The organism is Pantoea sp. RCC30.1, from assembly GCF_058148845.1.
This window is the reverse complement of sequence record NZ_JBXUHX010000040.1, coordinates 17635-32645: the sequence shown is the minus strand read 5'-3', so window position 1 is coordinate 32645 and position 15011 is coordinate 17635. Positions and strand designations below refer to the sequence as shown.

Annotated in this window: 14 protein-coding genes; 4 read left to right on the top strand and 10 right to left on the bottom strand. The window is 52.7% G+C overall.

What is annotated here, in order from left to right; all coding sequences use genetic code 11:
- The 6 genes from AC2LB6_RS22130 to yeaG all read right to left on the bottom strand — a co-directional run.
- Positions 1-666 (bottom strand): MFS transporter (locus AC2LB6_RS22130; RefSeq protein ID WP_490095155.1); only part of this gene is annotated, 666 nt, incomplete at its 3' end.
- Positions 667-791: 125 nt separating this feature from the next.
- A complete protein-coding gene (gene wbaP / locus AC2LB6_RS22125; protein WP_490095154.1) occupies positions 792-2258 on the bottom strand; it encodes an undecaprenyl-phosphate galactose phosphotransferase WbaP in 1467 nt (488 codons plus the stop codon).
- A 375-nt stretch (positions 2259-2633) separates the two neighbouring features.
- The gene (locus AC2LB6_RS22120) at positions 2634-2867 is read right to left on the bottom strand and encodes a DUF1480 family protein (protein ID WP_090960434.1); all 234 of its coding nucleotides are present in this window, start codon (positions 2865-2867) and stop codon (positions 2634-2636) included.
- 78 nt (positions 2868-2945) lie between these two features.
- A complete protein-coding gene (locus tag AC2LB6_RS22115; protein WP_090960437.1) occupies positions 2946-4673 on the bottom strand; it encodes a potassium/proton antiporter in 1728 nt (575 codons plus the stop codon).
- A 247-nt stretch (positions 4674-4920) separates the two neighbouring features.
- Positions 4921-6195 carry a YeaH/YhbH family protein gene (locus tag AC2LB6_RS22110; protein WP_490095153.1) on the bottom strand — a complete coding sequence of 425 codons (1275 nt, stop codon included), beginning with the start codon at positions 6193-6195 and terminating at the stop codon, positions 4921-4923.
- Between the two features lie 89 nt (positions 6196-6284).
- A complete protein-coding gene (gene yeaG, locus AC2LB6_RS22105) occupies positions 6285-8219 on the bottom strand; it encodes a protein kinase YeaG (protein ID WP_003852739.1) in 1935 nt (644 codons plus the stop codon).
- A gap of 419 nt (positions 8220-8638) precedes the next feature.
- Between yeaG and AC2LB6_RS22100 the strand changes: the two genes are divergently transcribed.
- On the top strand, positions 8639-9388 hold the full coding sequence (locus AC2LB6_RS22100; protein ID WP_490095152.1) for a MipA/OmpV family protein: 750 nt from the start codon (positions 8639-8641) through the stop codon (positions 9386-9388).
- 81 nt (positions 9389-9469) lie between these two features.
- Positions 9470-10321, top strand: a complete 852-nt coding sequence (locus tag AC2LB6_RS22095; RefSeq protein ID WP_490095151.1) for an aldo/keto reductase — start codon at positions 9470-9472, stop codon at positions 10319-10321.
- Here the strand turns inward: AC2LB6_RS22095 and AC2LB6_RS22090 are convergent.
- Together AC2LB6_RS22090 and gapA are read right to left on the bottom strand one after the other, a co-directional pair.
- Positions 10318-11217, bottom strand: coding sequence for a D-hexose-6-phosphate mutarotase (locus tag AC2LB6_RS22090; protein WP_490095150.1), 900 nt, complete (start codon positions 11215-11217; stop codon positions 10318-10320). The genes AC2LB6_RS22095 and AC2LB6_RS22090 overlap by 4 nt on opposite strands.
- A 73-nt stretch (positions 11218-11290) precedes the next feature.
- On the bottom strand, positions 11291-12289 hold the full coding sequence (gene gapA / locus AC2LB6_RS22085; RefSeq protein WP_340278380.1) for a glyceraldehyde-3-phosphate dehydrogenase: 999 nt from the start codon (positions 12287-12289) through the stop codon (positions 11291-11293).
- Between the two features lie 342 nt (positions 12290-12631).
- On the opposite strand from gapA, the gene msrB reads away from it, so the two are divergent.
- The gene (msrB, locus tag AC2LB6_RS22080) at positions 12632-13042 is read left to right on the top strand and encodes a peptide-methionine (R)-S-oxide reductase MsrB (RefSeq protein ID WP_490095149.1); all 411 of its coding nucleotides are present in this window, start codon (positions 12632-12634) and stop codon (positions 13040-13042) included.
- A 5-nt stretch (positions 13043-13047) separates the two neighbouring features.
- The gene (locus AC2LB6_RS22075) at positions 13048-13329 is read left to right on the top strand and encodes a YeaC family protein (RefSeq protein ID WP_003852750.1); all 282 of its coding nucleotides are present in this window, start codon (positions 13048-13050) and stop codon (positions 13327-13329) included.
- Between the two features lie 37 nt (positions 13330-13366).
- On the opposite strand, the gene pncA is transcribed toward AC2LB6_RS22075, so the two are convergent.
- Together pncA and ansA are read right to left on the bottom strand one after the other, a co-directional pair.
- Positions 13367-13975, bottom strand: coding sequence for a bifunctional nicotinamidase/pyrazinamidase (gene pncA, locus AC2LB6_RS22070; protein WP_490095148.1), 609 nt, complete (start codon positions 13973-13975; stop codon positions 13367-13369).
- A gap of 16 nt (positions 13976-13991) precedes the next feature.
- Complete coding sequence (gene ansA / locus AC2LB6_RS22065) at positions 13992-15005, bottom strand: asparaginase (RefSeq protein ID WP_490095147.1); 1014 nt, start codon at positions 15003-15005, stop codon at positions 13992-13994.
- Positions 15006-15011 lie beyond the last annotated feature (6 nt).

Sequence of the window (15011 nt, the reverse complement as noted above, 5' to 3'; positions counted from 1 at the left end):
GGTCAGCACCATGCCCAGCGCACCGGCATTGGCAAACGCGAACGCCAGGAAACGCGGCTGACGCAGAATTTCAGCGTACTGCTTAATCGGTAATCCTTTCACCCGCAGGGTATCTGCCGGGCGCGTCTCTGGCAGCCAGATAATCACCAGCAGCGTAATCAGCAGACCGTAGGCGCAGAGGAACCAGAAGGGTGCGCGCCAGTCAAAGGCGCTGGCCAGCAGACCACCCAGCAGCGGGGCCAGAGCCGGAACGATGTTCAGTGCGCCGTTCAGGAATCCATACGCACGGGCGGCATCATCACCGCTCAGGCGATCACGCACGCCGCTAAAGGCGACAACGGCGCTACAGCAGACGCCACAGCCCTGCACCAGGCGAGCCAATACGAACAGCGGGAATGAGGTGGCGGTGGCGGCGATGGCGCTTCCCGTGATGTAGAGCGCCAGGCCCAGCAGGGCAATCGGCTTACGGCCGTAATTGTCCACCAGCGGACCGGTCACCAGTTGTCCCAGCCCCATCACCAGCAGAAACAGAGGAATAGTGGTCTGCACCAGATTAACCGGCGTATCCAGCCCTTCTGCGATTTGTGGCAGCGTGGGCAAATAGAGATCGATGCCTAAGGGTGCCAGCAGCACCAGGCTTAATAACAGCAGAGTAAATTTTTGCATAACAACCAGAGGGTAAGCGTTCTGTTAAAAAACGATCGCAGAGGGTAATGATTCAGAGGCAAAAAAGATAGAGGAAGTCGTGCGGAAAGTGCGATGCCCGCTGTAAACAGGCATCGCATCAGGGCTTAATAAGCGCCGTCGCGGCGTACCACTACACCTGCGGTTTTGAACAGGATCGCGATATCGGTCCAGAGCGCCCAGTTTTTAACATACCAGGAGTCAAAGTAGACGCGGGTGTCATAGTCGATATCGTTACGTCCGCTGACCTGCCACAGACCCGTCATACCGGGTTTCGCCATCAGGTAGTAGTCGACATCACCGGCATAACGCTCCAGCTCAGCCTCGATAACCGGACGCGGACCCACCAGGCTCATCTCGCCACGAATCACGTTCCACAGCTGCGGTAACTCATCCAGGCTGGTCTTACGCAGGAAACTACCAATACGGGTCACGCGCGGGTCATTCTTCAGTTTGAAATCTTTGTCCCACTCCATACGCGCCTCTTCGCTGGTCGCCAGTAATTTCTCCAGCACCTCTTTGGAATTGGTCACCATGGAACGGAATTTCAGGCATTTGAATTTTTTGCCATTCTGGCCCACGCGTTCGTGACCATAAATCGCATTGCCGCCGTCACGTTTCACCATGTAGCAGAGCAGGGCGAAGATCGGGCCGAGGAACAGCAGCAGCATCGACGCCACCACGATATCAAAGGCACGCTTCATGAAACGGGAAGAGTGTTTCGCCAGGTTGTTGCTGACGCGCAGGATCATCACTTCATGACTGAAGATAAACGACATGTCCGTGCCGTAAAGCGGCACACCGCGCAGCGTCGGGATCACTGAAACCGAACGGCAGTTCATCTTCGACAGGAATTTCAGCCAGCGATCGCGCATCGGCTGCTGTTCATACTCCATGGCGACAATAAATTGCACGTTGTCACGGTCAATGGTCTGCCAGTTAACGTCTTTCCAGGTGATTACGGGCACACCATTCATGCTCTGCTGAGCTGGGACATCATCGACCGAGATAAAAGCCTGTACGTTATAGCCCAGGATCTCTTCACTCTGCAGCGCCGCGTAAGCTTCGGTGGCATTTCTGCCGGAGCCAATAATGATGGTCTCTTTCTGCCACTGACCCGCCTTGTGAATCGCGCGTTTAACCAGAGCACGCATAAGCGGCAGCAGCAGCAGGGCATATGTCCAGCTGAAGACCCACACCATGCGGGAGAAGTCCCATTTAGAGAAGGCGATCAATGCGAGGTCGAGCAGCGAGAAAACAAATAATGTTTTAATAATCTCTTTCAGCTCAAACCAGAAAGGTTTGCGATAGGTATAGTGACGCAGGCGTACCCAGAACCAGCCGGTACACATTACTGACATAATAAACTGTGCCACAAAACGATATTCAATTTGTTGGGGTGGAATAAAGGTATCCAGCTCGCCCCAAATACCCTGTATCGTCGCGGCAGATAAAAAAAGTGCCAGGTTAAGTGCAATCAGATCGGAAAAGCTCAGGGCGAATTTCACGATGATATTTTTACGCGTGCCGCTCCATGAGCGGCTCGGGCTATTCATTATCAATGTACTTGCCATAAAACCTGCTCTCTTTCTCAAGTAAAAGATGGCCTGACCAGAATCAGGTGCGCGCTCAGGCGTGGACTCTGAAAAATTAAAAAATAATTTTCAGTCTGTTGCAGTCAGTAAAGCCAGTGCAGCTGCAAAAATGATAACGATTAAAGCGTGACGGTACTCACGAAATGTTGCAGCATTGAGATTGAGTATGCAGGAGTTATTTGACAGAGTTAATACGGAAAAAATCTGAAAACATCAAAAGTGATTACAGTTTTAAAAAGCTAACTTGATGTTTATTTTGGATAAAATAAGGAAGGGGTCATTTATAACCAAACTGTTTAAGACGCTTTTTAGGAATTACCGCCGAATCTTACGACTGGCGGTAGTGATAAAGGCTCAGGCAGGTTTCTTTAAAATCCAGCGGTCCTGCTGTTTATCATAATGACCAATCTGCAGATTAACCGGTTCCCCATCAATCCAGGCAGGAACGCTGGTATCGCGATCCCAGCCATCAAGTTGGGTAATTAAGCCGGGATTGGTGTGACAGGGGATGCTGACGGTGTCGGCGTGCTCACTGTCAAGATCGGCATCTACAATCTCATAACGACCAATTTTAACCACGTGTCCCATTCATTTCTCCCGTTTTAACTGGCATAGACATTTAAGTTTAGCGTACTGAGAGAAAATAACGTGGCTGAATGATTAGGATTATTCCTTCTCTTCCGCCGGACGGACACCAATCTTCACGATGCGGTTATCCTCTTTCTCTGCGACGGTCCAGGTCAGCTGATTCCACTCAACCTGATCGCCGACCACCGGCGAGCCGCCCAGCATTGCCAGCACCAGTTGTCCCAGTGACTGCTGGTCGTTGGTGCTCTCATCCAGCTCCAGCCCGTAAATCTGCGCCACGTCGCGCAGGCGTGCTTCTGCATCCAGAATAAAGTCACCGAAGAAGCGCTGGTCGAGCGAGACCGGTGGTGACTGGCTGAACATTTTGCCCAGCGCCGGAAGATCGCGCTCGCGGCCAATCACGCAGATTACGTCGTTCTCTTTCAGTCGCGTCCCGCCGTTGGGGTGCATCAGTACATTGTCACGGAACAGGGCAGCGATGCGCGTCTCGCGAGGCATCTGCAGGTCACGCAAAGCGGCACCGACGCACCACTTGTCGGCGCTGAGCTGATAGACAAACTGCTCCCACGGGTTTTCCGGGTGAATGTCCAGACCGATACGGCTGATCGGCGAGGCGGTAGGTGGCACCACCACTTTGGCTTTTTTCGCGGCAAAGCCCAGCGAGGTGCCCTGCAACATCAGGGAAACCAGCACTACAAAGAAGGCGATATTAAAATAGAGCGAGGCGTTCTCTAAGCCGGCCATCATCGGGAAAACCGCAAGGATAATCGGCACCGCACCGCGTAAGCCGACCCAGCTGATAAAGACCCGTTCACGGGTAGTGAAGTTGCGGAACGGTAGCAGGCCAATAAACACCGACAGTGGACGCGCAACCAGAATCAGCCACAGCGAGAGGATCATCGCTGGCACCGCGATATGCCACAAATCAGACGGGGTCACCAGCAGTCCCAGCACAATGAACATGCCGATCTGACTCAGCCAGGCCATACCATCAAAGGTCTGCAGGATGCCGTGACGGTTACGAATCGGGCTGTTGCCCAGTAAGAAGCCGCACAGATAAACCGCCAGGATGCCGCTGCCCTCTAATACCGTGGTCAGAGCGAATACCAGAATGCCGCCGCTCAACGCCAGCAGCGGATATAGTCCTGGGGCCAGACTGATACGGTTAATCAATTGCTGCAGCGCCCAGCCGCCGCCCAGGCCTAATACGATACCCAGACCGAATTGCTGCACCAGATGTACCAGGAACATCCAGTCAAGGCCGCTGCGGCCCTGTTCAATCATCTCAATCAGGGTAATGGTCAGGAACACGGCCATCGGGTCATTGCTGCCCGATTCAATCTCCAGCGTGGAGCTGACGCGCTCATTCAGGCCTTTGTCACCCAGCAGGGAGAAGACTGCGGCGGCATCCGTAGAGCCGATAATTGCGCCAATCAGGAAGCCCTGCATCATGTCGAGGTTAAACAACCAGGCGGCCACCACGCCAGTTAAGCCTGCGGTGATCATTACCCCGACGGTGGCCAGCGACAGCGCAGGCCCCAGCGCGACTTTAAATGAGCTGGCTTTGGTCCGCATGCCGCCATCCAGAAGGATGATCGCCAGCGCCAGGTTGGAGATTAAGTAAGCTGCCGGATAGTTATCAAAAGCGATGCCGCCGATACCATCAACACCGGTCAGCATGCCCAGTGCGAGGAAGATAACCAGAATAGGAATGCCCAGCCGGGACGAGAAAGAGCTGAGCAGAATACTCGATGCTACCAGCACGGAACCGATGATAAACAGACTGTAGACAATAGTGTGGTTCAAACCCGGTCTCCTGAGATATGACAGTGCGATGCATCAACTGATGACAAATATCCATGCTATCTCTGAAAGATAATGTTTTATCAAGGAGTTGTCATTGTGAAAATGATCATTATACGAATTGCTTAACAGGGTATGGAATCAGATTAATGTGAAGAATGAGGGGGTTGGCAGGCAAGCGGCAGAAAACAGACCGTTTTAGCAGGTTATTCAGGAGATAAAAAAGCCGGTGATTAACCGGCTTAGTGCGTCAGGCTTCCGTTGCCTGTTTATGAAACAGCGATCGGAACACCGGATAAATATCTTCCGGCTCACGAATATGCTCAATGGCAAAGTTATCAAACGTCGCCTGCAGATGCTCATACTCGCGCCATAGCGTCTGATGTGCACGGCGGGTGATCTCGATATAACTGTAATAACGCACCACCGGCAGAATATGCTTCGCCAGAATCTCATGACAGAGCGGTGAGTCGTCAGCCCAGTTATCGCCATCCGACGCCTGCGCCGCGTAAATATTCCACTGCGCCGGGTCATAACGCTCTTTCACCACCTCATCCATCAGTTTCAGCGCACTGGAAACAATCGTACCGCCGGTCTCCTGAGAGTAGAAAAACTCCTGTTCATCAACCTCTTTGGCCTGGGTGTGATGGCGAATATAAACCACATCGACATTCTTGTAGGTGCGGCTCAGGAACAGATAGAGCAGGATATAGAAGCGTTTCGCCATATCCTTTGTAGCCTGATCCATCGAACCGGAGACATCCATCAGACAGAACATCACCGCCTGGCTGGAAGGCTCCGGGCGTTTCTCAAAGTTTTTGTAGCGCAGGTCGAAGGTATCGATAAACGGAACACGCTCAATGCGCGCCCGCAGCTCGGCGATCTCTTTGCGCAGCCGCTCCTCTTCCAGCAGCTGAGCCGGTTCAGATTTCTCAATCTCCTGCAGCGTCTCTTCCAGTTCGTGCAGCATACGGCGTTTCCCTGCCGTCATGGCCGTACGACGCGCCAGTGAGTTCTGCAGCGAACGCACGACGCTGATATTGGCCGGTACGCCGTTAGAGGTGAAACCGGCACGGTGAGTCTTATATTCATTAAGCTGACGATGCTGGTTGCGGCGCAGGTTAGGCAGGGCAAGATCTTCAAACAGCAGGTCAAGATACTCATCTTTCGAGATCTGAAAAACAAACTCATCCTGTCCTTCACCATCCTGACTGGCCTTGCCCTGACCACTGCCGCCACCGCCGCCACCCTGTGGCCGCTCAACGCGGTCATTCTGCACAAAATGGTCGTTGCCCGGATGGACCCGATGGCGATTCCCCCCGCGTCCCTGATGGAAAATCGGCTCATTGATGTCGTCAATCGGGATAGAGACAGACTCACCGCTGCTTACGTCGGTCACCGAGCGTTTGTTAATGGCCTCGGAGATCGACTGCTTAATTTGCGACTTATAACGGCGTAAAAAGCGCTGGCGATTGACCGCGCTCTTGTTTTTACCGTTAAGTCGGCGATCGATGAAATAGGCCATGGTATTCCCCCAAACTACATTGTAAGCAGGCCGGGCGAACCCGACCCTGTCAGACCGGTATCACTTACCGGCAAGCTTACAGACTCTTATCAGGACGATTTACGCACACGCAGATACCATTCACACAGCAGGCGAACCTGTTTGCGGGTATAGCCTTTTTCCATCATGCGATCGACAAAATCATCATGCTTTTTCTGCTCATCGGTAGAGGTCTTGGTGTTAAACGAGATCACCGGCAGCAACTCTTCCGTATTAGAGAACATTTTCTTCTCAATTACGGTGCGTAATTTCTCGTAACTGGTCCAGTTTGGATTGCGACCGTTATTGTGTGCCCGGGCACGCAGCACAAAGTTGACGATCTCGTTACGGAAATCTTTCGGGTTACTGATGCCAGCGGGTTTCTCGATTTTCTCCAGTTCTGCGTTGAGCGATTCACGATCAAACAGCTGCCCGGTATCGGGATCGCGATACTCCTGATCCTGAATCCAGAAGTCGGCATAGGTCACATAGCGGTCAAAGATGTTCTGACCATACTCCGAGTAGGATTCCAGATAGGCGGTCTGAATCTCTTTGCCGATAAACTCAGCATATTTCGGAATCAGATAGCCTTTAAGGTGCTCAAGGTATTTCTCAGCCTGATCCTGCGGGAACTGCTCGCGCTCAATTTGCTGCTCCAGCACGTAGAACAGATGCACCGGGTTAGCCGCCACTTCAGCGTGGTCGAAGTTAAACACCCGCGACAGGATTTTAAACGCAAAGCGAGTTGAGAGACCGTTCATCCCTTCATCCACACCAGCGTAGTCGTGATACTCCTGCCAGGACTTCGCTTTAGGATCGGTATCTTTCAGGCTCTCACCATCGTACACCCGCATTTTGGAATAGATACTGGAGTTCTCAGGATCTTTCAGACGTGACAGGATAGAGAAGCGTGCCAGTGTTTCCAGCGTGCCAGGTGCGCAGGGCGAGGTCGCCAGCTCACTGTGGTTAAGCAACTTGTCGTAGATTTTGATCTCTTCAGAAACGCGCAGGCAGTAAGGCACTTTGACGATATAGACACGGTCAAGGAACGCCTCATTATTCTTGTTGTTACGGAACGTCACCCACTCTGATTCGTTGGAGTGCGCCAGAATAATGCCGTTAAACGGCAGCGCCGAAATCCCCTCGGTACCGTTATAGTTCCCTTCCTGTGTCGCCGTCAGTAATGGATGCAGCACCTTGATCGGCGCTTTAAACATCTCCACAAACTCCATGATGCCCTGGTTCGCGCGGCAGAGTGCGCCGGAGTAGCCATAGGCATCAGGATCGTTTTGCGCGTGGTTTTCCAGTTTACGGATATCCACTTTACCCACCAGCGCAGAGATATCCTGGTTGTTCTCATCACCCGGCTCGGTTTTGGCGATCGCCAGCTGTTCCAGAATCGACGGCCAGACTTTCACAACTTTGAACCGTGAAATATCGCCACCAAAATCGTGCAGACGTTTAGCGGCCCACGGCGACATAATCGTGCCGAGGTAACGACGCGGCACGCCATACTCTTTTTCAAGAATGTGCGCATCTTCCTGCGGATTAAACAGGCAGAGAGGATGATCGTTAACCGGGCTGCGTTCGCCGTCTGCGCTCAGCACATAGATAGGCACCCGCTGCATCAGCGACTTAAGCCGTTCCGCCAGCGACGATTTACCGCCACCGACCGGACCCAGCAAATAGAGGATCTGTTTCTTCTCTTCCAGTCCCTGAGCGGCATGTTTCAGGTAGGAGACGATCTGTTCAATCGCTTCCTCCATGCCGTAAAATTCCTCGAACGCCGGATAGCGTCCCATCACACGGTTGGAGAATATTCTGGAAAGGCGTGGCTCCTGAGCAGTGTCGACCATTACCGGCTCTCCGATAGCCATTAACAGTCGCTCTGCAGCGTTGGCGTATGCACTGCGATCCTGCTTACAGATAGCAAGAAATTCCTGCAGTGTGAACTCTTCGTCCTTGGCAGCTTCATAACGCTGACGATAGTGATCGAATATATTCATAGCGATGCCCGTCCTTTCGTTTTTAGCACAGGTAAGGAGCGTAATTAGAGGCTTATAGCAGCTCCCGGAAGATATTCTCTGTTGAGTACAGCAACCCTTATGCCAACCTGATCTTTTTTATCGGGATACACAACTTTTGTGGTTACTCTGCTCGGTCAAATTCTCTGCTGTTACTTCTAACTGTAGATGGCTTCTAGGAAATTTCCTCCACGGGTTTGGGTGATTGAGGGGGAGATCAAGAGTAATTCGCGTTGTTGTGAGATGAGTTCATATGGGTGATGCTTTAACTTAACTTGTTTTTAACCTTTGATGCCACTTTCATCGATAAGTAACTTAAAGTCATTCGATATAAGTTAATCCATTCGTAAAAAAACGTTAGACTTCCTGTTTGATTGTTATATTTACGGAATGAATAAATTGTGAACCAATTCAAATTTAAGACGCTTGTTGCACTTCTGCCTTGTTATTTACTGACTTCACAGGCTATTGCCGCACCGCTTTCTCTGGGCGCGTCGTTAATCTACGCTGAGTCACCTTATCGCGGCGGTCAGGACCGGTATATCCCACTTCCGGTGATCAATTATGAGGGTGAAGACTTCTGGTTCCGCAGCCTTCAGGGCGGGTACTATCTGTGGAAAGATCCCCAGAACCAGCTGTCGCTGACGCTGCTGGGTTCACCGCAGGAGTACAAACCGAGTGACAACGACCTGGGTGACATGAAAGGGCTGGATAAACGCCGCATGACGCTAATGGGTGGCGCAACCTACCGTCACACTGCTGACTGGGGGATTGTCCGTACTTCACTGCTGGGTGATGTTCTTAACAACAGCAATGGAATGATGTGGGACCTGACTTATCTTTATCGCTTCCAGATGGGTGACTTCAGCCTGACGCCGGGCATTGGTGCTGTCTGGAACAGCGCCAATCAAAACCGTTATTATTATGGTGTTTCAGCGCACGAAAGCGCCCGTACCGGCATCAGCCGTTATAAGCCGGATGACAGCTGGTCACCTTATGTTGAGCTGAATGCCAGCTATCAGATTGCGCCACAGTGGAATGCCAGCCTTACAGGGCGGTACGTCAGCTTCAGCAGTGAAATCAAAGACAGCCCGATGATCGATAAAAGCGGGCAGGCGTTAATCTGGACGGGCATCAGCTACACCTTCTGATAACACTTCATACGCACCAAAAGAGGGCATTTATTGCCCTCTGTTCTTTTACAGGGCCCTGGAATGGGGCGGGAGAGCAGAATGCGCAACACAATTAACTTTTCTGGCTTCAACGACCTGCCGGTTATTGGCCAGGGTACCTGGTATATGGGAGAAAACCCGGCGCAGCGTGCCGGTGAAGTCGCTGCGCTTCAGGCGGGTCTTGAGTTTGGTTTGCAGCTGATTGATACCGCCGAAATGTATGCGGAAGGCGGAGCCGAAGAGGTGGTCGGGCAGGCCCTGCTGGGGCGTCGCGACAAGGCTCTGCTGGTGTCAAAAGTCTATCCGTGGAATGCAGGCGAAGTGGATGCCATCGAAGCCTGTGAGCGCAGCCTGCGCCGCCTGCAGACCGATTATCTTGACCTCTATCTGTTGCACTGGCGCGGCAATGTCCCACTGGAAGAGACCCTGCGCGCCATGGAACGTCTGCAGCAGCAGGGTAAGATCCGTCACTGGGGCGTCTCGAATTTTGACACAGAGGATATGGCCGAACTGTGGGATGAACCGAAAGGGAATGAGTGTGCGACCAACCAGGTGCTCTACCATCTGGCATCACGCGGCATTGAATTTGATCTGCTGCCGGCGTGTCAGCAGCGTGAGATGCCGGTGATGGCCTATTGTCCACTGGCACAGGCGGGACGGTTGCGTGACTCACTGTTCACCGACCCGGTACTGACTCAGATTGCACAGCAGAAGGGCATCAGCGTAGCGCAACTCCTGCTGGCCTGGGTGATTCGCCAGCCTGGGGTGATTGCCATTCCTAAAGCCAGCTCTGTGGTTCATGTTCAGGAAAATGCGGCGGCGCTGGAGGTGGAACTGACCGCTGAGGATCTGCAGCTCATCGATCGCGCCTGGCCAGCGCCACAGCATAAGTTGCCGCTGGATATTGTTTAGCCGTTAACTTTGTCGCTGGCTGCGGCTTTCTTTTTGAGGCGGAACGTCGTGGCCAGCCTTGCCGGCTTTTCACCCGCGCTGCGTAACGGTTTGTTGATGCGCGCTGTCTCGACGCAGACCATGGTTTTGTAACCTTCATTCGCCATGTCCGACATGCTGCAGGAAAGTTCCACACCAGGATTCCACGTGACAACGTCACTATGATGATGGTGATAGACCTCAATCTGCCGTTCACCCGCTGTATCATTAATAACCGAGCAATCTTCTGCTGCGGTATAGATACGATCGATGCGTCCGGGATAACGTTGCTTGCCGTCGCTGCTGGCAACCTCGCCGTTATTCACTTTGTCGATATAGCTGTTGCCCAGACCGGAGACCTCAACACCATTAATATCGCTGACGGTGAAGTAGCTGTGCAGCGCTGCTGTGGCTTCATAGTCGCCATAGGCTTCCAGCTCGATCTCACAATGCTGGCCCAGGCGGAAGCGGGCAATCAGGGTAAACTCATGCGGCCAGATCTTCAGCGTCTGTGCGTTGCTCTCCAGTACCAGCGTCAGCATCACGCCATCTTCATTCTCATCATGCGCAGTCAGCTTCCACGGCTGAACACGGGCAAAACCGTGTGCCGGAACGCCAGCCGGGCCAAACCACGGCCAGCAGATGGGTACGCCGCCACGAATCGCTTTACCCGGTGAGAAGAGACTCTTATCGCTCAGCCAGAGTATCGGCTTTTCGCCGCTCGGTTGCCAGGCAATCAGGTGCGCGCCCTGCAGAGTGACTGCTGCCCGCACCTTAGGGTGACTGATGACAATCACCGGGAGTTCACCCACCTGACGCTGAGAGAGGTAAGGGGAGATCTGGTTCACCACCGGCAGAGAAAACAGCTTATCTTGCATGTTCGATTCCTTCCTGTGCGTATAAAAAAAGGGCGACCGAAGTCACCCTTATTCTCAATGATGTCTGGCTGCCTTATTTAGCAGAAACCAGTGCAATCAGGTCGAGAACTTTGTTTGAGTAGCCAGTTTCGTTATCGTACCAGGAAACCAGTTTCACAAAGTTGTCGTTCAGCGCGATACCGGCTTTAGCATCAAACACTGAAGTCAGGATTTCGCCATTGAAGTCGGTAGAAACCACGTCATCTTCAACGTAGCCCAGAACGTCTTTCATCTCACCTTCTGCAGCCGCTTTGATTGCAGCACAGATTTCTTTGTAAGAAGCCGCTTTTTCCAGACGTACGGTCAGGTCAACAACGGAAACGTTAGGGGTAGGTACGCGGAATGCCATACCGGTCAGTTTGCCGTTCAGCTCTGGCAGAACTTTACCAACGGCTTTAGCTGCGCCAGTTGATGAAGGGATGATGTTCTGAGATGCACCGCGGCCGCCGCGCCAGTCTTTGTGAGACGGGCCATCAACGGTTTTCTGGGTAGCAGTGGTAGCGTGAACAGTGGTCATCAGACCTTCAACGATGCCGAACTTGTCGTTGATGACTTTTGCCAGCGGTGCCAGGCAGTTGGTGGTACAGGAAGCGTTAGAAACGATATCCTGTCCATCATATTTGTCGAAGTTTGCACCACGAACAAACATTGGGGTGTCATCTTTAGATGGACCGGTCAGAACGACTTTCTTAGCACCTGCGGTAATGTGTTTACGCGCGGTTTCGTCTGTCAGGAAGATACCGGTTGCTTCAGCAACAACGTCAACGCCTACTTCATTCCACTTCAGGTTCGCCGGATCACGTTCAGCGGTAACACGGATTTTTTTACCGTTAACGACCAGAGCGCCATCCTGAACTTCTACGGTGCCGTCGAAACGACCGTGAGTAGAGTCATACTTCAGCATGTACGCCATGTAATCCGCGTCCAGCAGGTCGTTGATAGCAACGATTTCGATGTCAGAACGCTTTTGAGCAGCACGGAAAACGATGCGACCGATACGGCCGAAACCATTGATACCTACTTTGATAGTCATATATTCCACCAGCTATTGGTTAGTGAATAAAAGGTTGCCTGTAAAATTACAAAAACCTTACCAGGCGTCAAGCGGAATCGTGTCAATTGTTGCGACAGGTCAATTCGCCTGATAGGAATAATTCGATGCGCAACCGCTTGCGCGCCGCCAATGTTATCGCGTTTCGTCGAATCAATCGCCGAATATATAGGGATGCCCGGGATAAAAGGTGATCGATGTCACAAATACGCTTTGCGATGGACGGCATGAAAGGGTGAGCACAAAAAAAGACCCGGTAATGTTGATCATTTGTTAGAATAATAGTCGAATTTTTCAGAATGGCACTTCCCCGGAATCCTAAAAATGGCTAAAGACACCGCACCCGACGCAAAAATCGCCGAGCTGACAGAAATGCAGCGTTATGTGACACAGCAGCGCGGAACGGAACCGCCTTACAGCGGCGCACTGCTGCACAACAAGCAGGAAGGGATCTACCACTGCCTGGTCTGTGAGGCGCCACTTTTTCTTTCAGAGACTAAATATGATTCTGGCTGTGGCTGGCCCAGTTTCTATGAGCCAGTCAGTGATGATGCGATTCGCTACATCGAAGATAATTCACACGGCATGCAGCGTGTTGAGATCCGCTGTGGCAGCTGCGATGCGCATCTGGGGCATGTCTTCCCTGATGGCCCGCAGCCGACCGGCGAACGCTACTGTGTTAACTCCGCCTCGCTGAATTTTACCGACGAGCAGGGCGAACAGACCAAAGGGTAACGGCGATGAAGGAACAACTTGAAGCAATGCTTGCGTCAATGACGCCTGAAGTCTATCAGCGGCTGGCGACGGCGGTTGAGATTGGTAAGTGGCCGGATGGCGTGGCACTGACTCAGGAGCAGCGCGACAATTGCCTGCAGCTGGTAATGATGTGGCAGGCGAGGCACAACGACGCGCCACAGCACATGACCATTGGCAAAGGTGGCGAAATGGTGATGAAGTCGAAAAAAGAGCTGAAAGAAGAGTTCGGCATCGATCCCGATGTGACCCGCATCCACCTGCACTGACTGCATAAAAAAAGCTGGCGTAATGCCAGCTCCATTTTTAAATCAAAATCGCGCCCTGAGCAGTCATCTGGGCAAAGGCGATCTCACTGTCCTCAGGACTAAGATTTACGCCGCGGCAACCCTCTTTCACCACCTCAACGTGATACCCCAGCTCCAGGGCATCCAGCACGCTATATTTCACGCAGTAGTCCGTCGCCAGCCCCAGCATCACCAGATGGGTAATCCCACGCTCACGCAGCCAGCTGTCAAGCTCGGTTTTACGACGATGACCGTTGTCAAAAAAGGCGCTGTAACTGTCGACATCCTGGTCTTCACCTTTATGGAACGTCGCATCAAACAGTGAACGATCCAGACCTGGATGGAAGTCCGCCCCCGTCGAGCCCTGAATGCCGTGATCGGGCCACCAGATCTGCGCCAGACCATTCAATTCGCCCAGCGTGTAGACTGGCTCACCGGAGACCGAGGCAAAGCTGCCGTGATCGGCCGGGTGCCAGTCCTGCAGGGCCAGTACGCATTCCCCGTTTTCACGGAACAGTCGCGCGTAACGATTAGCCACCTCGACCGTGTGGTCGCCCTCATGGACTGCCATCGGGCCGCCGGGGCAAAAATCGTTCTGAATATCAATAATGATGAGTGCCCGCTTCATTACATGTTGCTCCGTTTCAGTCTTCGGTCAGTTCGCCGCGTAAATTCTGCTGCATCTTTGCGCGGATTTGATCGCTCGAAAGATCCTGGCTGAGTAAAAAGTGTAGCTTGGTTAACGCGGCTTCCACCGTCAGGTCAAATCCGCTGATCACGCCAGCTTCTTCCAGCGCATTGCCGGTGGCGTATCCGCCCATATTTACCTTGCCAGAAATACACTGCGTGAGGTTCACCACTACGATGCCACGCTCACTGGCCTGCTGGAGTTCTGCCAGGAATTCCTTGTTCTGTGGCGCGTTACCCACACCATAAGAGCGCAGGATCAAGGCTTTTACCGGCTGACGCAGGAAGTTACGCACCACGTCTGCTGAAATTCCCGGATAGATGGTCACTACGCCAATAGGCTGAGGCGTAATGGTGTGAACCTTCAGTTCACCCTGACCTGACGGGGCAGGTGGCGTATTGAGGCGGCGAATATGAATGCCTGCTTCCAGCAGCGCAGAAAGGTTTGGCGAAGCAAAGGCGTTGAAGCCGTCGGCATGAGCCTTGGTGGTACGGTTACCGCGATAGAGGGTGTTGTTGAAAAAAAGTGACACTTCGCTGATCGGGTAGTTGGCCGCTACATAGAGCGAATTTAACAGATTCTGCTGACCATCTGAGCGCAGCTCTGCCAGTGGAATCTGCGACCCGGTCACGATGACCGGCTTGGCCAGATTTTCCAGCATAAAGGAGAGCGCGGAGGCGGTAAACGCCATAGTGTCAGTGCCATGCAGAATGACAAAACCATCGTAGCGATCGTAGTTGTGGCGGATATCTTCGGCAATAGACTGCCAGTCTTCCGGGGTCATGTCGGAAGAGTCGATAAGCGGCTGATATTCATGGATGGTGAAATCAGGCATCTCGGGGCGGTGGAACTCGGGCATATTTGCCAGCTGCTCTTGCAGGTGTCCGGAGACCGGAATATAGCCCTGCGCCGAGCGCTGCATACCGATTGTCCCGCCAGTGTAGGCTACGTAGATGTTTTTCTTTTGCATTAGAGA